The organism is Sphingobium sp. EP60837 (assembly GCF_001658005.1).
Classification (GTDB): domain Bacteria; phylum Pseudomonadota; class Alphaproteobacteria; order Sphingomonadales; family Sphingomonadaceae; genus Sphingobium; species Sphingobium tyrosinilyticum.
Genome location: NZ_CP015989.1, coordinates 48,789 through 69,027, shown reverse-complemented (window position 1 = coordinate 69,027; position 20,239 = coordinate 48,789). Strand labels below are relative to the sequence as shown.

Below are 20,239 nucleotides of genomic sequence, written 5' to 3'. Positions count from 1 at the left end.
TCCGGCGCGTTCGATATAACGGTAATTATATTATATGGCAAGACTGTTGCGACTCGCGGGACGGTTCGCGCGCATAGTATATATTAGGCAGGCTCGAGTTGCACCGCTTGTGGTTTATCAATCACGATAATTGTTCAGCAAAGCCGAACAAAGGTGGCGGTTCTTAAACCAGGAGCGATTCGGCTTACCCATCTGCGCAGTGGCGATTGCGGCCCAAAGGACCCGATTCCCGATCACCGAGACCGGCTACGTTCTTGGGGCTTGGGCTCGCGACCCGGACGAGGGATGGGGGGTGTGGCTGGGTCACGGCCGCGGACCACATCCTGCCTGACGCTGGGGGCGGCATCCTTGACCATTGCCGGTCGGATGTTCCTTCCCGACGCGATATGCGCATCGAGCTGTGTGCGGGCGACTGTCATCACCCGCGCAACCGCCTCGGGATTGTCGAACAACGTCCGTCGGATCACCGCTTCCATCACGCGCATCTGGCTGTCGGCCGCGCGATCATTCGGGGTGGTGCCACGATCGCCGCGCCGCGCACCCGGCCGCTCCAAACCACTGGCGTCGCTCTCGCGGCCCATCCCAGTTGAACCACGGACGACATCGACGTCGCGGGCTGCCATGGGCGCAATCGTATTGCGGCTCGTTTCCCCGCGCAGCCGGTCGAGCTCCTGGAGATCGCGATCGTTGGGCTTGTAGCCACGTACCTCCAGCCCCTTTTGACTGGCCTCGATCCAGACCGATCGCCGAAATTCTTCCGAGCCCGTTACGTGAATTCGATCCCAATTGCGGTGTTGTGCGATCGCCACCAGATCCTTGACGACCTCCTGGCTCTCCGTTGCTGTGATCAGGCGCCGCCCCTGATCGCGAAACGCGGGATCCTTTGCTTGCGCCGTCGTGAAAAAGGCGGGTTCGCCCGACCATTTCGCCTTGTCGGCGTAATAGCGCTTCCGCACGCTGTCCGGCACATCGCCCGCCTCGGTGGAATGCACCTTGGGCGCACGTCGTGACGCACCGACAGCGCCGGTATGACCAAGCGCTTCAGTGGGACCGTCCTTAGGTCCTCCGGGCGCAGATTTTTCCGGCGCAGCCGCCCCAGGCGCCGGCGTCTTGCGCCGTTCGGCGTCGTCGATGCCAATACTGTTGGCAATGGTCCGGATCGTACCGGATTGCTTGGAATCATTCTTTGCCATGGTCATGCCTCTCGGTCGCAAATTCTGGAGATTGGGCACCGGCACCCACGGGATCGAGAACGGCCCGGGCCGTCATCGCCGTGACAAAGGCAATAGCCGCCTTTTCGTCGCCGGGCGGTGGTAGATCCACCATGTCGCCGAGTACCAACATGTCATCGGTGATTTCGGCAAAGCCCGCCAACTCGTCACCAGTGAGCGCGCGCATAACAGGATCCGCCCGCTCTGCCGGCGCGGTCGCCTCACCGTCGCTCAACAAAACAGCCTTTTTCGCACTAAGGGCTTGCGCCAACGGATCACGGGTGTTCGCCTCGCCTGCCAATTTGGCGGCGGACGACACTGCGTTGATCGCGATCGGACGGGGCGCGACTTTGGGCGGGTCACTGATCCGGCTCGTGAAGCGCTTGGAGCGGAAATACTCGATCTTGCGGCCCCTGACGGGCGGAATGCCGCCGCGCATCAGCAGAAGGTCGCTCTTGGGCATCTGCATCAGTTCCTGGGGCATCATCAGCGCGCGGCGCTGGTCCGACTCCGATACGCTGCGGTTGGCGAGCAGGCCATGAATGGTGCGGCTCTTCGATTTGACGTTCATCGTGAAGAAGCCGAGCCGCTCGGAGAGTTCGTTGGCGACCTTCAGCTCCTTGGGAGTGAATACGACCTCCAGTCCGCAATTGGCGATGATCTCGTCGGTAACGTCCGCGCCATAGATACCGCGGGGCTGGGACCGGCTCTGGATGACGGGCAACAGGCGAAGTCCGTAGCCTGCCACGTAGGAAAAAGCTGACGCGATAACCGGCGCCTTGCCGAGGCGGGCGAACTCGTCGAGCAGAATGAGCACCGGCACGCGGCCGCCATTCTCGGGCAGTTCCCGCGTATTGAGATCGATCAGCTGCTGGAGGAAGAGATTATAGACCGGTGCGATGCGGTCGATATTGTCCGGTGACACCCCAAGATAGATCGATATCCGCTCACGCCGGACCTGACGCAGATCGAAATCGGTCTCCGACGTCGCCGCATCGACATAGGGGTTGAGCCACAGATTGAGCTTCGATGTGATCGTCTGTTTGATACCGGAGAAGGTGTTATCTGACGCGGAGGTGAAGTCGCTCAACGCCGATACGCAGGCCTGGCTCAGCCGTTGCCCGCGCTTCTGCGCCTCTTCGACGACCTTCGGGAGTTCGATCTTGGGATCGCCCGTCGTCAGTCGCCGATAGATTTCGCCAATCGTGAAGGGGAGGGCGGGATTGGCCGCGACAAGGGCGCCGACACCAACAAAGGCCGCGCGCGCCGCTTCCGCCCAGAACGGGTCGGCCTTTTCAGGGGCCGGGAACAGCATGCCGCCGATCTTCTGGAGCTCGTTGATCACATCGGTGTCGTCGAGCCGGTCGATAAAGCTCAACGGATTGTAGCGGGCGCTTCGCCCTTCGGGATCGAGCGGATCGAACAGATAGACCGCCTGGCCATGCCGCGCGCGAAAACCCGCGGTGATGTCCCAATTCTCGCGCTTCACGTCGAGCACCACCACCGAGTCTGCCCAGCTCAGCAGATTGGGGATCACCACCCCGACGCCTTTGCCGGCGCGCGTCGGCGCCTCGAGCAAGACATGTTCGGTGCCGCCGAAAAGGAGATAGCGCCCGCCTTTCTGCCCGACGATGATCCCACTGTTGCTGCGCAGATGTTCGCGCCGGATTTCGCTTTCATGCGCGAACCTGGCCTCGCCGTGGAGCGAGCGCCCTTGCTTCAGGATGACGAGCAGGATGACGAAAGCGATGGCGCCGCTGACCAACGCACCGCGCTCCAGCCACAGATGAAGCAGCGGATCGCCGCGATAATACCAGAGCCAGGCGGGTATCGCCGAGATCTGCATGTGCGGGCCGATCTGGTTCAGGCCGACCAGTGCGACCAGCACCGCGCACAGGGCGCATGCCAAAATGGTCGCCGCGAGCATCACCGCGACAATCGCAACCTTAGTGAGCGGTCGTGCGTCCGACAGCCGGATCAAAATACACCTCCTCGACTTCGAATTTTCCGCCGCGCTTGCGGGTCTGGACGACGACGTCGACGAGCATGTGCAACAGCCCACGGATATCGTCCCGGGCCAGATCGCGTCCGCCTTCGGATTCCTTGACCAGCAACGTTAGCTGCTCGAAGGCGCCCATCGCCGAGCCGGCATGGACGGTCGTGATCGAACCTGGATGGCCCGAGTTGACGTTGCGCAGATAGAAAAACGCGGTGCCGTCGCGCAGCTCCTGCAAGAGGATGCGATCGGGCCTCATGCGGAGCGCACTTTCGAGCAATTGCTTGGGGCCGACCTTCGCCAAACCCTGACGTTCGCTCGAATAGACCATATGAACGACATTGCGATGCTCGACGACGAGCTCACGCGTGTCCTCGATCGTGAGCAGCCGCTCGTCAGGCGGGATCAACTGGATCAGCGCCTTGGCGAAGGTGGTCTTGCCCGAGCCGGTCGCGCCGCTCACCAGGATGTTCTTGCGGGCGGCAACGGCGGTCTTGAAGAAGGCCGGCCAGTCACCCGCATCGCGCTGCGCAACCAATTGCGCATCGACTTCGCCGAGACCGCGGGCAGCCGAGCGAGTTCCGTTGAACAAACCGGTCTGCGCGAGTTGATCGATCGCCAGATTGACGCGCGAGGGCTTGCGCACCGTGAACGATGGCGACCCGTTCGGGGTTACCGATGGAATGACGATCTGGCACCGCTCTCCGCCCGGCAAGATCGTCGAGCAGATCGGCGTCTCGGCGTTGACGTCCTGCCGGGTGAAGCTTGCTGCTGCGACGGCCAGCGTCGCCAGCCAGTCGCTGTCGAGTTCGGCGACGCTATGCCAATGCCAACCGCGATGATCCTCGATGCCAACCTCGCCGGGCTTGTTGATGACAAGCTCCGTCACCTCGACCGGCTCCAGCAGCGGCAGGATCGGTGCGAGATAATGGCGCAGGACAGCGGTATCGCTCATCCTCAGCGCCGCAATTCGAGGTTGTAGACATCCGCGAAATTGAAGTCCTTGGCGACGAAGATGCCGACTTCCTCGCCCTGGTTCTTTTTCAGGACCGGACGGATGTTGATACTGTTCTGGAGCGCGATGCTCGCCCCCTCGCTCGGGGTCCGCGTCGTGTTGTTGAAATTGTTGCTCCCGCCGGAGACGGATTGTCCGGCGATATAGGCTGCATCGTCGACCAGCGAGAGCAGCAGAGCACTGCCAAACCGCGCCCAAAAGAAGGTGTCTACGGACCCGGCAATGCCAGCGCGCCCGAGCGCATCGGACCCCGGAGAGGCCAGATCGATGCGCACGCCCTGCGGCGTGACGGCTCGGGTCCAGAGCACAAAGAGCCGGTTCTGCCCCTGCTGGATGCCACCATGATATTCGCCGAGGACTTTGGTGCCCTTCTCCATCAGCACGACGCGGCCATTCTCTGAATAGACGTCCCGCGGAATGAGGCAGGAGGTGTAACCCGGCTGCGCCGAATTCATGGCGGTCTGAAGGATGCAGGGGATCAGCGTGCCGGCGGTGACGAGATAGTTGCGATTGGGCAGCATTGAGGCGCGTGCCTCGCCAACGGCCGAACTCTGGCGAAGCGCATCGAGCGCATTGGGCGCGCTGCGGACAGCCGGGTCGGTCGAGCCATCGCCAGATGTGCCCGCATTGCCGGTGTCGGAGCCAGCACCGTTAGAACCTCCCGGAGCCTGCAGCGCGTCGCGGCCGCCATAGGCGATCAATGTTGAACGACGAGCCTGATCGGCCAGGTTCTGGCGCGTGTTCTGCGCTGCCGCCGCTGGCTGCGCTCCGGGCTGTATTGCCGGCACGATCTGTCCGTCAGGGCCAACGGTCGGTGGAGGATTGAGGATAGGCGCGTTAGGATCGGCGCTTACGGTGCCGAGCGGCTTGGGTTTCACTGCGACAGCATCATAAGCGACGGTTTCGCGCGCCGCGAGATCCGGCCGCTTGGCCATTGCCTCTGGCTTCCCCATCAAACTCGAGCCGGTCTTGCTCGGTCCCGAATTCACCCACAAAATGCCGAGCACCATCGCCGTCCCGGCGAAAATCAGGGCTGTATTCCGCTTGGCAGGGGTCATCCCCCCGATTGGGTCGATGCCGCGTTCGCGGATGATTTCGTCGCGTTCAGGCGTTGGATCGCCCTGCGGGCGGCGAGGGGCCTCGGCCGACGTCTCGTCCATCGCACTCACTCCTTCGGGTCTTGTATGGTGCGCTCGACATGCGGCGATGCGGTGTTGGTGCCATGATCGACACCGTAAGGTGTCGGCGCGAGATTATAGATGCACAGCACCTCCCGGTTCCGGCGCAGGCGCAGTTGAGCCGCCACGGCGTGGACGACCACGAACTCGTCCCGGACATCGAATGGGACCAAGGACTCCGAGCCGTCCGGTCGCACGAGATAGATCGCCGGGATTTCATGGTTGCCGGGGAAACGCAGGACCGTGAACTGGCCGTTGTCAGAGATCTCAGACGGCTGAAGATCGCTCGAACCCTGGACCTTGTAGTTCAGGTTGCGCGGTCCATCGATGACGCCGTGGTCAAGGGCTCCCCGAACGGCGCTCGCCTGCAGCGCGGCAATGCGCTGCGCTTCCTGGGTGGCGCGCATGCGGGCGGCACGATCGGCTTCATCGCGCGGGTAGCGAAACCGAACTTGGAAGAATGTATCGCGGCTCCCGCTGCCGATCGGTCCCCGGCGTGCGGTCAGCTCAAAGGCGTAGTTGCGCAGCTCGCCTCCGCGATTGGTCGTCACGATGAGATTGGTCGGTCCCGCCCGCTCGCGGGGTTTCAGAAACAGGATATGACCAGCAACCGCCACTTCCCATGAGACAGTATCGCCGAGCGCGACATGTTCGATCGTCTCATCGGCGCCGAGAACCACCTGGGTCGCCGTCCGAAATGTGCCGACGATCCGGTAGACTTGGGTCTCCTGATATTCGACGAATTTCACGCGCGGATCTGCCGGCCCACCGCGCGGGGTGTCCTCCGCGAGGGCGGGTGTCGCTATAATGGCGAGAAGACTCGCTATGGAAAGAAGGCGCTTCACCGCACCACCTCCGGATCAGCGCGGTAATTCTCGACCTGGAACCCCAAAGGGTTGCGATAGCGATCGCCCTCCGCCATCGGCGCATTCGTGTACCGGAAGGTGACGGTCGCGATCCAGTCGCTGCTCTGCGTATCAGTGTCGGTCTGCACCGTCCGCGTGAAGCGGACGTTGGCGACACGATCGTTGATGAAGGCGATATTGCGGACACGGGCTTGGACGACCGCGCCCTTACCCCAGACGACCTGAGGGCTCGCAGCGTTGTTCGAGCTGAAAAACCGGCCCCAGCGCTGCTGCTCGCCTGGTTCGGACAGGATGGTGACAGCGCGAAAATTCTCCTCGGCCGCCGCCGGCAACCAGCTTTCCCGTGCCCGGACATATTGCGCGAGGAAGAATTTCGTGACCGCCTCGTCATAGCGCATCGGCTTCTGGGTGAGGGTGGTCTGCACATCGACCGCGCCTGTCGTCTGATTGACGCGAATAATGTACGGCATGACCGTCTTCAGCGGTGCCAGGCCCGCGAGTGCGAAGCCCTCCGCGGTCGCGGCAAGCAGCCCCAGGCCGGCCACGACCCAGGCGATACGTTCGGTTCGTAACGATTTGCGCTGACGGTCCTGATCCCAGGATCGGGCATGCCCGAAATAGAGTTCGGCGTCCTTGGCCGGCACGCCTTCGGTCTGATTCCGCATGATCAGCAACTCCCAAAGGTGACAGGGGTCGCTCGCGCGGACGTTTTCTCGGGAACGGGCGGGGGCGGCGTGCCGGCATCAACTGGTTGTTTGATCTGCGGCACGGGCGGCGGGGCAGGGGGTGCCACAATTGCCGGGAGCGGCGAGCCTGGCAGCACGCTCCCGTATATGTTCACCTCCCGCAGGTGCTTGCCGTTGCAGACGGGCAGCTTCTTCGGCCCGGACGCACCTTGGGCGAGCGTCGGGATAAGGATGATGATGACTGCCGATCGACGGAGCGCGCGGATTATGGTGGATGGCCTCGTCAAAGATTCTTCCTTCTTCATGCGCGGCTCACCGAACCGCCCTGCTGAGCGGCCTTTTCGAGATTGCGACTGTTGCGCGAGATACGACGTTGCTGGAACGGCGCCGCCACGGTCCCCCATGCCGAGCCGGCGAAAGCGCCGACACCGGCCGAAGCCCCTCCGGCTATGCCGGTTGCGATCGAGGGGGCCTGAAAGAAGAAGATCGTCCCCAGAAAGATATAGACGGCGAACAGTACCGCACCCAGCGCCGCATCTCCGACACCTTCCGACGCAGTGATCGCGGTCGCACCAAGGTCGGTAATCAGGGCCGTAATGGCGATGATCACGGCCATCAGAACGATGAAGTTGAACGCCTGCCCGAGCCAACCGTGGAACAGTCTGCGCGTGGTCTCAAAGAGAGAAAGCGCGATAAAGATCGGTCCGAGCGCTATGATGATGGCGAGCGCGACCTTGGCAAAAACCGTAATCGAGAACCCGATCGCCGCAGACAAACCGGCAAGTGCTTTTAGGCCGAGGCTCAGGACGTACAGAACCAACTTATAGGGATTAATATCGCTGTACGTCGCAGCTTCGGTCTCAATCCTTGCGATGATGACGTCGCACTGACTGAAATAGTCATCGAACACATTGCCAACGCTCGTGACGGTGTGCCCCGCCAAAGCCTGCGAGATCGCATCGGGCATGCCGTGGAAAAGCGGATTGGTCACCCACTCCGTGTAGGCGACCGTCGTGGCCGCTACATAAAGCAGACAGAGTTTCACCATCCGGTAGACAAGCTCGCCCCAAGGCTCGCTGACGATGCCCCGCATTACCATGTAGCCGAACAGCGCGATGTAGATGACCAAACCAAGCGCGAGTGGGCCGCGCACGACCTCGATGACATTGTTCAGGCGCTCGTTGAGGAACATGTCGAGCTTGCCGTCGATGTTCGTGTAGAGAGTGGTGAAGAGCCCGTCGGCCATCTCATCTTCCCATCACGGTCAATGGGCCGCCGACAGCGAGCGCAGCTTTTGATTGAGCGTCTTGACACTCTCTGCGTTCGAGCATTCCTGTGCGTCACGATGCGTGCCATCGGCGCACGCCTTCAGGACTTCCACGAGCTCTTGAGGGTGAGCTTTGAGGTAATCCTTTCCGCGGGCGGGAGGTTGGCACGCAACCAGAAACGCCGGGACGAAAAACGCGCAGGTTTTTAAGATGGTTGCCTTCATTGATGGAGGCTCCCAAGCTTTCTCGCTAAGATTTGCTCGCTCTCCTGCTGCGATCGAATCCGCTGCTCCGCCTGCTGCCTCATTGTGAGAGCCTGAAGCTGCACCGCGTCGTTCTGGATATGAGCATTCTCCACGCCAACACGGGCTTGGATATCCATCACGTCCTTCGCGTCCGACGCGGTGTTCAGCGACGAACGCAGTTCCTCGAGACCCGTCGTTCTCTGGGCGGTGACGCCATATGCTGCCTCGGCGATGGCCGCGTCGCGCGCCGCCATGTCGCCATTGCGAGAAATGGCATCGCGGTTCGAGCGCTCGAAAGCGGTGGCGTCCGGGCGAAGCTCGGGAAGCTCGACACGGTTGCTGCTGCGGATCCGGTCTGCGGCCGTGCCAAGGCTGCCGAGCCCCGTCGTGTTAGAGGACATGAGGCGCTGAATGTCCCGTGCCTCGCTCGGCAAGAGGTGGCGAACGGCGTCGGTGTTCAGGGAAGAGGCAATCTGATTGACGTTCGTCAGCTTGTTGACGCTGTTGAACATCTCGGTGGCCTGGGAAATCTGCTGCTTCCCCTGTTCGATCATCGACAGGGTGTTTTTCACCGTCGAGAGGGTCTGCAAGAACGTGCTGGAATCATAGACCGGGATGCCCTGCGCGAAGGCCGGCACGGAGATCGCCAATCCGCCTACAACCGCAAGCGCTCGTGATGCTTTCATGACCTTATCCTTTCCTTCTGGTGGTGGCACGGCGGCGCTCGTGAAAGACGGGCAGCCAGTGGCTAGGATCGTCGCCATGTTCGCGGCGAACCTGATCGAGGATTCCGACGGTTTCGGTGGTGCCCGAGAGGACGGCCAGCTCGTCGGACAGACCGCCGAGATCGAGTTCCACCACGATGGAATCGTGACCCTGCTTGACCAGAAACCGCCGACTTTCGGGAATCAGATCGTTTCTGATGAGCTTGAACTCGGCACGGGTGAGGCCGAGTCCGTCGATATAATCGACCTCTCGGCCGTGCGGGTTGGGTAAGAGGATCTTGGTGGCGACCTGCTCCATGATGCTATGCGAGATGTCCGATCGCAGAGCGTCAGCCGGGCTTTGCGTCCCGAACACCAGAAAGGCATTCTGCTTCCGGTAAGTCTTCAGGCCGTCCTGCGCGAAGGCGCGGAAGGCATCATCGCCCAGCGCCTTCCAGAACTCGTCGATGTCGATCACGAGGCGGCGGCCATCGAGCAGGGCATCGATCCGGTGGAACATGTACATCATGAGCGGCGTGCGGATCTCGGGATTGTCGAGGAAATCCGTCATGTCGAAGCCGATGAAGCGGGCCTCGAGGGTCAACTCGTCCCGGTCATTGTCGAACACCCAGCCAAGTGCGCCGCCGCGCGACCATTTCTCAAGCCGCGCGCCTATCCCTTCCGGATCGCGCTGTCCGAGTAATTGACGAAGCGCGAGGATGGACCGCTCCTCCGGGGGAAGGCGTCCGATCGAGAGGATGGCCTCGTCGATCATCCGCTCCTGCGTGACGCCGAGCTGGGTGCCAGAGGGGGTCACCAGATGACGGATCAGCCTGCCGAGGAAGACGATGTTGCCTGGGGTCTGCTCGAGCGCGCGGAGTGGCGCAAACCCGGTCGGCACCCCATTGCGCAGTGCCAGATAGGTGCCGCCGGATGACCGCACATAGATCTCGGCCCCTCGGTCCTTGTCGATGAAGATCTGCTGCGCGCCGGTTTTCTCCAGCTGTGCCATCAGGAAATTCTGGACGACGGTTTTGCCGCCGCCCGACGGGCCGATGATCAGCGTGTGGCCAAGATCGTTCACATGAAAGTTGAAATAGAAGGGAGACTGGGCCGCGGTCTTCATCAACGCGATCGCGGCGCCCCAATGATTGCCATCGGGCTTGCCTGCGGGGAAAGTGTGAAACGGCGAGAGCGCGGCAAAATTGCGTGACGTGATCGCCGCTGGCCGCGCACGCCACGCGAAATTGCCCGGAAGCTGCGACCAGAAGGCGGCCTCCAGTGCCGGACCCTCCCGAGCGGCGACCAGACCTGCGTCCGCGAGCGCGGCCCGTGCAGTCGAGAGATTTTCGGCCAGGCGCTTTTGATTTTCACCGAAAACCGCGAGCGAGAAATGATGTTCGCCCAGGACAAAGCGATTGCTCTGCAGATCGTCGGCCGCGTCGGCCAGTTCGAGCGCCTGGCTTGCGGCGGCATCCTCGGTGGAGGCCATCTGGTTCTGGCGACGGCGCAAGCGCTCCGAGGCCCGAGCCTTGCCCATGAACGCAAAGGACTGCGTCACGACGAACGCAAAATCTTGGCTGAGAAGCGCGTTCATCTGGCCCGGCCGCGTCATGGCCGGATATTCACGGATACCGAAAAGGCCGACGAACCGGCTCGCATCATGCGCCCGCACCTCGACCGTCTCCCGGCCGAAGATCACCCGTTCCCCGTAGATGGCGGAGCCGAGATGGCCGCGGACCAGGGGCACCCTGCCGGCGCGGCCCATCATCACCAGTTCGAGCACCTCAAGCGGCTGCGAGAACATCAGGCCGTTATGCTCGTACAAGTGGAGGCGTTGGGGCCGGCAGCGTGCGAGCAGCTTCTCAATGTCACGCGCCTTGTCCTCAAAGCGCGCAAGCTCGTCCTCATCGACCTCGGTCCCCTCTTTGCGCGCCGATGCCAGGCGTCGAAGCAGCACGCCGGTACGATCAGCCGATCCGACCGATGGTCGCATGATGAGGGTCAGGTAGAGCTCGTTGACGAACATCCGCTTGGCGGTCACCCGCGCGCGGTATTTTGCATCGAGATCGGCCGCAAAGGCCGAGCGAAACTCGCCTTCGGGATAGTCCGTGATTGGCCGACGGACGATATGGGTCCAGATCGCCAGACGGTCGTCGGCGATGTTGCGCAGCGTGCCGTTGAGCTTTTCGTGCCAGTCGTTGAGGTGGATTGGGTCGGCGGTCTCGAATGCGAGGCCATCGAGCTTGAACATCATCATGAGGTCGCGCCCGTCGAGCGCGATGACGTTGTCGTCGATATGACGCGCATAGGGGAGGTAGCGCGCGGGGTCCGCCTCTTGTCTGAGGATCCGCCACGGCGTCCGGGCGGCAGCGCCGCCCAACGAGCTGGCCCGGCTAGCCATGCGCAAAGCCCCGGCGTTTCGCCCCATCGATCGGCAGGGGCGAGTAGGAGCTACCGCCCCACCATCCCCGATTGCGGCAGCGTGCCTTTGTCATTGTCCAGAGCCAGAGGAGGCGGAAGGCGTTCGCGTCGTGCCGCACGATCAGCCGGGCTATGGCCAGAAAGGCCCCGGCTAGCGCAAAGGCATAAAGCGGGTTGCCGGTGATGATGAGCGTCAAGCACGCGGCCAGCGCGATTGGCAGCGACGCTTCGATCGGAACGCCCAACCACATCGTCGGCCGGGTCACGGCCAGGAAGAGCGTCTCCTCCCTGAGTTTTTCGTCGTCCATCCTAAGGCACTCACGCGCCGCCAGTGATGGTATCGACGATCCACTGCGCGCTGAACACGATGAAGATGCCGACGATGACGGTGACCAGGAGCCCCAGGCTCGCTCGTCCGGTGAAGAACATGAAACCCACGATGACGACCGCGATCACGGCGATGGTCTTCGCAAAAGTGCCGGTCAGCCAGGTCTTTATGTTCTCCGCCATCGACGTGATGCCGTCGGCTGATTGGGCATGGGCCGGATCGGTGAGCAGGAGCGACACCACAACGACCGCGACAAACAGTGCCAGATATTGCGCGAACGTGCGCCAGCGCGGTGTCAACCATATCTTGGAATTGGTCGCTAATGCAGTCATTCGGCTTGTCCTTTCGGTGAACTGTCGGGTGCTCCCCCAAAGACCATCAATGATGCCGTCTGCGCTCCCGCAGTGGTGTCCCATCCGTTTTGGACGCGCGGCGAACGGACGCCCGCGGGCGGCTGTGTAAATTTGGGTTCAGGCGTCACTGCCGTTGGCGAAGCGGCAGGTTCTGGCATCGCTCCACGCCTGATCGCTGGCAGGACGACACTCGACGACGCGTAGACACGGCCGACATAGCCGTTTCGGAACCCGCGCGAACGACTACCCGTGTTGTACATCGACAGGGCGGTCGCGATGGCCGCTTCTGTAGAAGGGCTGGAGCGCGCGACGCTAAGATAGTTGGAAGCCAGCACGCGCGCGGCTGCGGCGAGATTGCGGCAGGGATCGAAGGCGTCCTCGACCGACAGGCCAAGCCACCTGAGATTTGCGCTGTTGATCTGTCCCAGACCCAGGTCGATGTTGTAGCCGCGGGCGATCAGCGATCGAGCGACTGCGGCGGCCGACACCCGATCGCCGGGATTGGGTGCGGCAACCCCCTTCGCATTCACGCCGATCGCGTAGGGGTTGAAATGACTCTCGGTGTGGACGACCGACACAAGCGTTTCGACCGCAACCGATGGTGCGCATTGCTGCGCCAGTCCGACCACGGTTACGAGCTCGAGGATCACTGTGGCGTGGTCCCGGGTTCGCTGGGAGACGTTGGCAAGCTTTCAATATTCGCAAGCGAATAGGATTGCTGTTGCCCGTCGATGAAAGTCATTACCACCCGGCGCCGCGAAGCGGAATCGCGATCATAGACCTTGGTCTTCGTAACGCCGCCACCGGAGCAGCCGGGGAACGAACCGCCCAATGCCAGACGCTCCCAGAGCTTCACCATAGGCGGCACGCAGGCTGGGTACTGGGTCGCACCGCCCGGGTTCGAGAGGCAAAGCAAAACCTGGCAACCCAGATCGTTGGCGACCGCAGGAGCCGCCTGGGCAGACATCGCCACGATCGGAACGGCAAGGGCAAGGCGCACGCGCTGCATCTGATTTCTCCGCTTTTCAGCGCCGCTGCATTAAAAATGCGCCGACTACTCTCCGTTGAAAATCACCTCTCTTTTGAACCTGGTCCGGCGTTTTCGGGCAATCCCCCCACAAGGGGGGAGCGCGCTGGAATCAGTTTTCGCTCGATGCGGCTCGGACCCGGCGTTGTTCTTCAATAAATTCCTCAAGTGCTGCCGTTTGATCTGGACGTAAGGCATCGATCGCGCCGAGATGCTCGGAGCGTTCCTCGCCCAGCAGAAGAGATGGGCATCGCCCCTCGTAGTTCCCCAAATTGGGCCGATGTTGCTGGTATCCAACCAATGCGGCCAAATCTGGAGAGAACGTTCGTGCTACTTCGGGTGGATAGACCAACCACTGGTTTTCATATGGCCTCAGCCATCCGAGGCAATAGCTCACGATCATGCCTTGACGCACACCCAGTGACTGGTTGCCGCCAGCACCATGAAGGGTCGAGCCGAGGAAGATGATCGCAGATCCTGGATTGCATTCCACGGCCACCGGATCCTCAGGAGGCTCGGGGTTGAGCGCATTTGCGGCGTGACTATGCGGCCAGATCAGGGTCGTACCATTATTCGCCCGATACTCGGTGAACGGCCACATGACGTTGATGAGATATTCGACCTCGCCAGTCTGGCCCCGCCACATATCCTGATCGCGATGGGGAAATTGCGGCAGTGCGCCGGGATGCAGCTCGAGAGCTTGAGCGAGATTGAGCTGGATTGTGTCGCACCAAGGCCCGAGCACGGCTTGCGCGATCGCCATGATCTGGGGATGCTGGATGAACGCCGACACATGGTTCGATCGTTTGAGCAGACTGCCGAACCTCTTGGTGCGGCTGCCGTAGAAACCGCCTTCGCAAAACGGCGTTGCCTCGAAGTGCGGAGCCAGATCTCTCGCCAGCAACTGGACAATATCGGGGGGCATGATGTCTTGAAGCACGCAGAAGCCTTCGCGCATCAGTGTTTCGTAAATTGACCCGTGGGCCTCGATCTCGGCTACAGGTAGCGGCTTGGTAGCCATGCGATGTCCCCCGAATTTCATGCCGCGGCGCGATCAAGATTCATCAGATGGATCTGCGCGAAGATGCCGGATTGACGCAGCAGGTGCGGGGTATCCGGGGCAATATTGATCCGCATGGCCGACAGGCCGCGGGGATCGTTGTTGTCCGGCAATCCAAGCGGAAGACATTCCCATCCGAACGCGAGGATCTGTTGGAACCAGGCCCATTCGGCAACGCCAGTATAGGTCGTGATGCCATTGCTAAGGGCGTATTCAACCAGGGCAGAGACGAGGCGATTGCGCGTGGCGAGCCGCTCATGAGCCTTCAGTCGGCGCGCCAGGCAGAAGCGGGTTATTTCGCGAACTGTCGGGCCGGTGGGCGGTACGCCATCGCACAGATTGGGGAAGATGGTATCAAGGATGTGCGGCCGGTCGGTCTGGAGCAGACGGGCAGAGCCGGCATGCTCGCCGGTTTCATCGGTGATGACGATATAGACAGCTTCATCATCATCGAACTGATCGATCTCGTAGCGACGGGCCAGAACGGGGATGTCCCAGCCAAGTAGATCGACGAACACGCGCTTGCGCTCTTCAAACATCGATCTGAATACACGGCCACTCAGCGCCTGCTCGATGCCATTTCCTGTAACAACCATGATCACCTCCATTTGTGAGGCGATCGTTCGATCAGCTTGTCATGATCTGCGTTATCCCCAGAACTGGGGATGGATGGTCAGCGCAGGATATCGGTGAAGCTAATGGCGCCATCGAAAAGCGCGCGAATGGCGAGCATCGTGCGTTTGGTTACGCCGTAGCGATCGCGAGCATCTTTGAGATGCTGCGTTACAGTTTCGGTGCCGACCCCGAGAATTTTGGCGATTTCCCAATCGGTCTTACCCCGTGCGACCAGCGCGACGCATTCGATTTGACGATCGGTGAGTTGTGGCGCGGCCGCGATGGGGTCGATCGTGGCGCGTGCTATCTTGCGGGCGGCTTCGAACGCGAAGCTGCCGACAAGCTGGACGAGCGGTAATTGCTCTTCATTGAGTTCCTCGCCGTCGCGCATGGCAAAGGAACAGGAACCGTTGACCTCGCCGGGTACATGCGCAGGGATCGTGAATCCGTCGCCAAGGCCCGCAGATCGAGCCGCTGCCAATACCGCGTGGTCCCGCGGATGGAGTGAGATCATGGCCTCAACCTTCGACCAGGCGAAACCTATGGTCGTCGTATGGCTTGCACGATGGATCGGGTCAGCAGCGTACAGTCGGCCCTCCTCGAACGCATCAACCCAATCTCTTGGATACCTGACAAGGCGAACGACTGTGCTTCCAGGGTTCAGTAAGTCGATGTGATGCACGAGCGCGAAATACCGGAAACCCATCGCTGCAGTGATCTCTTCGACAGCCTGTAGGAGAGCGTGAGGTGTCGAAGCGGCGCGGGCCACAGTGCAGAACGCCTGCACTTCGGCGAAGGTGATCATAAGCCGCCGATCTACTTGCTACACGAGAGCCTCAATATTGAGATGTCCGTCGCGCACAGCGCGTAGCACGAGTTGGGTCCGACGGCGGACGCCATAACGTCGGCGCGCACCTTCGACATATTCGTGCACAGTGTCGCGGCTTAGACCCAGAATCTGTCCAATTTCCCAGTCGCTTTTGCCCTGTGCCACCAGATCAATGCAGTCGATCTGGCGTGGGCTGAGCGCTATCGGCACGTTTACCAGTTCATCGGGACCGAGAAGGGTTCGGGCCTGGTCGAACGCGACCGTGCCAATCAATCGAGCAGAGAGAAGGTCCGGTCTTGAAATCTTGTCATCGCCTTGGCGCGCTATGGTGAACATCGCGTCGGGCTCGTCGTGCATCCTGATCGGCATGGTGAACCCAGATGCCAGTCCATGTGCGCGACCCCGTTCAAGGATCGAACGCTGGCGAGCATTGGGCGAGATATAATCGCCGATATGATCCCAAGTGAGCCCGGAGACGGTCTTGGCGCAGGCGACGTGGACCGGATCGTCAAGATGGAGGCGCGCGTCTATTACCTCCTCGACCCAGCGCGCCGGATAGGTGGTTATCAGCAGGGCTTTGCGGGTGGTGCGTTTCAGGTCGACATTGTGCACCAATGCGAACCAGCGGAATCCGAACTGGCGCACAATCGCATCGAGCAAGGATTTGAGTTGTTCGAGCGTGGTCGCCTGGCGGCATTCGGCTTCAAATGCGGTGATATCGCCCAAGCGGCCGGCATCTTCGAGATTGCTCATAGTGCGAACGATTCGCATTTCGATTGCTGTTTCGTCCAGTCACCCTTCGGCGAAACCATTGAAAAACAAGACCGGACGCGTCCTGTTGGCAGCTCCCCGCAACAAATGCACATGTCGTCCTAGGCGGGAGTTGCCCGGTCCCATGATGAAAGGGCACGCGTGACACTTTACCTCCGGGCAAAGTGTCACAGCCGACAAAATGATGAAATCTGCGGCCAAAGGGGATTCACTTCACCCCCCATATGTGCTTGATTCAATCCTGTTATGTTGCACGCTCCGATCATTGGCGACGGCCGCCCGCAGCTGGATATGCCGTCCTTGTTGGAGATGCTTGCGCGGTCCTCGTCTCGGCCGCGCTATGCCTTCATGGTGCTCAACCTGATTGCCCAAGTTTCCCGTTCAGACGGCAGCGCCGGGCCGGTGGTAGCCAAGGGCGGCGGCCTCATTCCGTTGCGCGACTGGCTTTGCGATGCGCTCACCCCGATGGGGCAGCGGGACCCCCGGCGCATTACTCTGGAAGAGCGGATACGCAGCGATTTGGAAATATCAGGCGCATTGCCGGCAGATGCCGATCAGGCCACGGCGGTCGTTGACGACGCCATACGTGAGCAAGTGCGGGCGTCGGGCAAAACGAATGTCAGCCGGGCGGTATCCGAACTCGTACGCGCTGGCTTGCTCAAGCGGCACTATCAGGGCTATTGTGTCGATCATCACAATCGCGGTGCGCAGCGCCAAGCCGTCTATGTTCTGGCAGGGTGCGCGCGCGGCTTGATTCGCGGCCGACAAGAACAGCCAAGGGCCGTTCCGAGACAGGCAGAACTGGCGTTCTGACCGCGCCAGAATTGGCAAAATTTAACATAACTGTTATTATCAAACCGGTCGATTGTAGCAGCAACGTTCAAATGTCACAGTCGCGCAAAGTAGAGATGTCTCACTTGGGCTACCGTGCCCTCCGGCTGTTCGGAGGTATTGAGCATGGCGGTGTTGCGTATGAGTACCGAGGAGCTTTCGCGGGTCGAGACGCTGATGCATGTGGTTTCAGGTCGCATGACCGTCACCGAGGCCGCAAGGCTGATGAGCGTCAGCCGCCGCCACGCCCATCGACTGCTGACGCGTTACCTTGACGATGGATCATCCGGGCTTTTGTCACGCCGCCGTGGTCGACCAAGCAACCGGCGCTTGGATGATGCCATCAGAGATCAGATTGTTGCACTGGTTCGGACCCATTATTATGATTTTGGGCCTACATTGGCTGCGGAGTATTTGGCCGAGCGGCATGATCTCCGGATCTCGCGTGAGAAGCTGCGGCAGATGATGATCGAGGCCGGAATTTGGAAGGATCGTCAGGCTCGCCGTCCTCGCCCCTATCAGCCGCGCTACCGCCGGGATTGTCGGGGCGAACTGATCCAGATCGACGGCTCAAAACATTGGTGGTTCGAAGACCGCGGCCCGCAATGCACATTGCTGGTTTATATTGACGACGCGACCAGCGAACTGATGCACCTCAGGATGGTCGAGAGCGAGAGCACCTTCGCCTATATGGAGGCGACCCGCGCGTACATCGAGCGACACGGCAAGCCGGTGGCGTTCTATTCCGACAAGCACAGTGTTTTCCGTAATGCCAAGGCCAGTGCGGCGCGCGGAGACGGTATGACGCATTTTGGCCGCGCACTCGATGCACTGAACATCGAGATCATCTGCGCCAACTCTCCGCAGGCCAAGGGCCGGGTCGAACGGGCCAATGCCACCTTGCAAGATCGCCTGGTGAAAGCGATGCGCCTGGAAGGCATTTCATCGATCGAGGACGCTAACGCTTTCCTCGACAGTTATATGGCCAGGCACAACGAGCGGTTCGCCCGACCCGCCTTCGATGCCCGCGATCTGCACCGCCCGCTTGCACCGCATGACGATCTGCGCTCGATCATGGTCTGGCGTGAGCAGCGGACCGTGACGGCGGCGCTGACGCTGCACTACAACAAGGCGATGTTCATCCTGGAGCCGAACGATGTCAGCGAAAAGCTGGCGCGCAAGCGGGTGACGGTCTGTGAATATCCCGACGGCCGACTGGAGATCGAGCATGAGGGCCATGTCCTGCCCTATCGTCAGTTCGACAAGATGCGGCAGGTGAACCAGCCTGCCATTGTCGAGAACAAGCATCTGGACGCAGCGTTGCTGCTGGCCCGGCAGATGCAAGCGATCATGCCGCATCATCGCAAACGCAACAATGACGCCCCTGCCCGCCGTGACCAACCCATGCATCTGTTCCCCGAGCCAGAACCGCCACCAAAGATCGACCGTCGCAAACTGGGCGGCTCGAAGCTCAAGCGCGGTCCCAGGCTCAGTGATGAGGCGTTGCGCGAACGCCGCACGCTCGCCTTCGTGCAGAGGAAATGACCGGGCCCACTGCAGGGCAGCGGGTCCATGGGTTCTCTACACCATGGTCAGCGCAGCAGCAGGGTCTGCGCTGCGCTGTGTCGATGGCTCCACGCAGCCCCTGCTGTTCCCCACCCTGTGACATTTCTATATGGCGGAAATAGGGACTTCTCTAAATGGCAGGAACATATCGATTGTAGAGGGGCGGATTCTAGATTGAAGTGCGAATTCCTTGGATTTCTATGGGGTTTCCCCTTTTCAAGGAATGCGAATGATGGGCAGATATCATCGACTCGGATTGGACGAGCGGCGAATATTATATCGACTGGTGCAGACTGGGCGAAGCGTAAAGGAGGCGGCGATGGAACTGGGGCGCCACCCCTCGACGCTTTATCGCGAGATCAAACGCAACCGACATCTCGACGAGGAGCCGCTGTTCCGCGGCTATTTCCCTACGATCGCGCAGACCAAGGCTATGGGTCGCCGTGTGCGCGGCGCCAAAGTTGCGCGCCATCCTGAACTGGCCATCTATATCATGGATCGTCTGACAGTGGCCTGGTCACCCGAACAGATCGCTGGTTATGTTCGCCGGCATCGCCTGGCCGGTCTTTCGATATGCCACGAAACGATCTATCAATATGTCTATGGCGGCGAAGGTCGTGACCAGGGATTGTGGCGTTTCCTGCCTCGCGCTCGCCGGTCACAACGTCCGCGCTATGCCCGCAAGCCGCGCGGCGTTCATATCCCGCTGGCCAACACGATCAAGGCGCGGCCTGCGGAAATCGGTCGCCAGACCAGCTTTGGGCATTGGGAAGGCGACCTGGTGGCTTCCCGGCAGGAATTTGGCAAAGCGAACCTGACGTCGCTGGTCGAACGGCGTAGCCGATTTACGATCCTGACGCACAATCCGAGCCGTCACTCGGCCGGTGTCATGGCGGGTATGGACAGGCAGTTGAAGGCCCTGCCCCCTTCCCTTCGCCAAAGCATAACTTTCGACAGGGGCAAGGAATTTGCCGCCTTTCTAACCCTGCGAGAGAAACTCGGCATGACCAGCTATTTTTGTATGCCATCGGCGCCATGGCAAAAGGGCAGCGTCGAAAACAGCAACGGCCGGATACGGCGCTTTCTGCCGCTCGATACGGACATTGCGCTGGTGTCGGACAAAGAGCTTCAGGAGTTGGTCGACCGGCTCAATAACACGCCCCGCAAATGCCTCGATTATCGAACGCCGCAGGAGGTGCTGGGCGAGCAGATGGCCATCCTTCGGGCAGGGTAAATTTGGTCAGCCAGGGTTGGGGCTCGCCCCAA

21 protein-coding genes are annotated in these 20,239 nt (G+C 61.2%); 3 read left to right on the top strand and 18 right to left on the bottom strand.

What is annotated here, in order from left to right:
• Window positions 1–233 precede the first annotated feature (233 nt).
• From EP837_RS19700 to EP837_RS19615, 18 genes are all read right to left on the bottom strand, one after another.
• A complete protein-coding gene (locus EP837_RS19700) occupies window positions 234–1,193 on the bottom strand; it encodes an LPD7 domain-containing protein (RefSeq protein WP_225870707.1) in 960 nt (319 codons plus the stop codon).
• Window positions 1,180–3,138 (bottom strand): type IV secretory system conjugative DNA transfer family protein, encoded by a 1,959-nt coding sequence (locus EP837_RS19695; RefSeq protein ID WP_066532696.1) that lies wholly within the window; start codon window positions 3,136–3,138, stop codon window positions 1,180–1,182. The genes EP837_RS19700 and EP837_RS19695 overlap by 14 nt, the downstream gene beginning before the upstream one ends.
• A 19-nt stretch (window positions 3,139–3,157) precedes the next feature.
• The gene (virB11, locus tag EP837_RS19690; RefSeq protein ID WP_066532515.1) at window positions 3,158–4,162 is read right to left on the bottom strand and encodes a P-type DNA transfer ATPase VirB11; all 1,005 of its coding nucleotides are present in this window, start codon (window positions 4,160–4,162) and stop codon (window positions 3,158–3,160) included.
• Between the two features lie 2 nt (window positions 4,163–4,164).
• Window positions 4,165–5,382 carry a type IV secretion system protein VirB10 gene (gene virB10, locus EP837_RS19685; RefSeq protein WP_066532692.1) on the bottom strand — a complete coding sequence of 406 codons (1,218 nt, stop codon included), beginning with the start codon at window positions 5,380–5,382 and terminating at the stop codon, window positions 4,165–4,167.
• A gap of 5 nt (window positions 5,383–5,387) precedes the next feature.
• On the bottom strand, window positions 5,388–6,245 hold the full coding sequence (gene virB9, locus EP837_RS19680) for a P-type conjugative transfer protein VirB9 (RefSeq protein ID WP_066532513.1): 858 nt from the start codon (window positions 6,243–6,245) through the stop codon (window positions 5,388–5,390).
• Window positions 6,242–6,931, bottom strand: coding sequence for a virB8 family protein (locus tag EP837_RS19675; RefSeq protein ID WP_066532690.1), 690 nt, complete (start codon window positions 6,929–6,931; stop codon window positions 6,242–6,244). The genes virB9 and EP837_RS19675 overlap by 4 nt, the downstream gene beginning before the upstream one ends.
• A gap of 322 nt (window positions 6,932–7,253) precedes the next feature.
• Window positions 7,254–8,198, bottom strand: a complete 945-nt coding sequence (locus EP837_RS19670) for a type IV secretion system protein (protein ID WP_066532508.1) — start codon at window positions 8,196–8,198, stop codon at window positions 7,254–7,256.
• Window positions 8,199–8,216: 18 nt separating this feature from the next.
• Window positions 8,217–8,444, bottom strand: coding sequence for an EexN family lipoprotein (locus EP837_RS20825; RefSeq protein ID WP_082919884.1), 228 nt, complete (start codon window positions 8,442–8,444; stop codon window positions 8,217–8,219).
• Window positions 8,441–9,151 (bottom strand): type IV secretion system protein, encoded by a 711-nt coding sequence (locus tag EP837_RS19660; protein WP_066532504.1) that lies wholly within the window; start codon window positions 9,149–9,151, stop codon window positions 8,441–8,443. Before EP837_RS19660 ends, EP837_RS20825 begins: the two co-directional genes overlap by 4 nt.
• 4 nt (window positions 9,152–9,155) lie before the next feature.
• Window positions 9,156–11,573 carry a VirB4 family type IV secretion/conjugal transfer ATPase gene (locus EP837_RS19655; RefSeq protein ID WP_066532501.1) on the bottom strand — a complete coding sequence of 806 codons (2,418 nt, stop codon included), beginning with the start codon at window positions 11,571–11,573 and terminating at the stop codon, window positions 9,156–9,158.
• Window positions 11,566–11,901 (bottom strand): type IV secretion system protein VirB3, encoded by a 336-nt coding sequence (locus EP837_RS19650; protein ID WP_056769051.1) that lies wholly within the window; start codon window positions 11,899–11,901, stop codon window positions 11,566–11,568. The genes EP837_RS19655 and EP837_RS19650 overlap by 8 nt, the downstream gene beginning before the upstream one ends.
• Before the next feature lie 10 nt (window positions 11,902–11,911).
• Complete coding sequence (locus tag EP837_RS19645; protein WP_066532498.1) at window positions 11,912–12,253, bottom strand: TrbC/VirB2 family protein; 342 nt, start codon at window positions 12,251–12,253, stop codon at window positions 11,912–11,914.
• Window positions 12,250–12,924, bottom strand: a complete 675-nt coding sequence (locus EP837_RS19640; RefSeq protein WP_066532496.1) for a lytic transglycosylase domain-containing protein — start codon at window positions 12,922–12,924, stop codon at window positions 12,250–12,252. The genes EP837_RS19645 and EP837_RS19640 overlap by 4 nt, the downstream gene beginning before the upstream one ends.
• Window positions 12,921–13,283 carry a hypothetical protein gene (locus tag EP837_RS19635; RefSeq protein ID WP_066532494.1) on the bottom strand — a complete coding sequence of 121 codons (363 nt, stop codon included), beginning with the start codon at window positions 13,281–13,283 and terminating at the stop codon, window positions 12,921–12,923. The genes EP837_RS19640 and EP837_RS19635 overlap by 4 nt, the downstream gene beginning before the upstream one ends.
• 130 nt (window positions 13,284–13,413) lie before the next feature.
• Window positions 13,414–14,322, bottom strand: coding sequence for a phytanoyl-CoA dioxygenase family protein (locus tag EP837_RS19630; RefSeq protein WP_066532687.1), 909 nt, complete (start codon window positions 14,320–14,322; stop codon window positions 13,414–13,416).
• A gap of 17 nt (window positions 14,323–14,339) precedes the next feature.
• Complete coding sequence (locus EP837_RS19625; protein ID WP_225870706.1) at window positions 14,340–14,969, bottom strand: acyl-homoserine-lactone synthase; 630 nt, start codon at window positions 14,967–14,969, stop codon at window positions 14,340–14,342.
• A 65-nt stretch (window positions 14,970–15,034) separates the two neighbouring features.
• Window positions 15,035–15,781, bottom strand: a complete 747-nt coding sequence (locus EP837_RS19620) for a LuxR family transcriptional regulator (RefSeq protein WP_066532491.1) — start codon at window positions 15,779–15,781, stop codon at window positions 15,035–15,037.
• 18 nt (window positions 15,782–15,799) lie between these two features.
• On the bottom strand, window positions 15,800–16,558 hold the full coding sequence (locus EP837_RS19615) for an autoinducer binding domain-containing protein (RefSeq protein WP_066532489.1): 759 nt from the start codon (window positions 16,556–16,558) through the stop codon (window positions 15,800–15,802).
• Window positions 16,559–16,822: 264 nt separating this feature from the next.
• Here EP837_RS19615 and EP837_RS19610 point away from each other — a divergent pair, with 264 nt between their 5' ends.
• The 3 genes from EP837_RS19610 to EP837_RS19600 all read left to right on the top strand — a co-directional run bounded on the left by EP837_RS19610 (window position 16,823) and on the right by EP837_RS19600 (window position 20,207).
• Entirely contained in the window at window positions 16,823–17,389 is a 567-nt protein-coding gene (locus EP837_RS19610) for a hypothetical protein (protein ID WP_066532488.1), read from the top strand.
• Window positions 17,390–17,533: 144 nt separating this feature from the next.
• A complete protein-coding gene (locus EP837_RS19605) occupies window positions 17,534–18,952 on the top strand; it encodes an ISNCY family transposase (RefSeq protein WP_066532485.1) in 1,419 nt (472 codons plus the stop codon).
• Between the two features lie 250 nt (window positions 18,953–19,202).
• Window positions 19,203–20,207: an IS30 family transposase gene (locus tag EP837_RS19600; RefSeq protein WP_066532482.1), complete on the top strand. Its 1,005-nt coding sequence runs from the start codon at window positions 19,203–19,205 to the stop codon at window positions 20,205–20,207.
• Window positions 20,208–20,239: the final 32 nt, after the last annotated feature.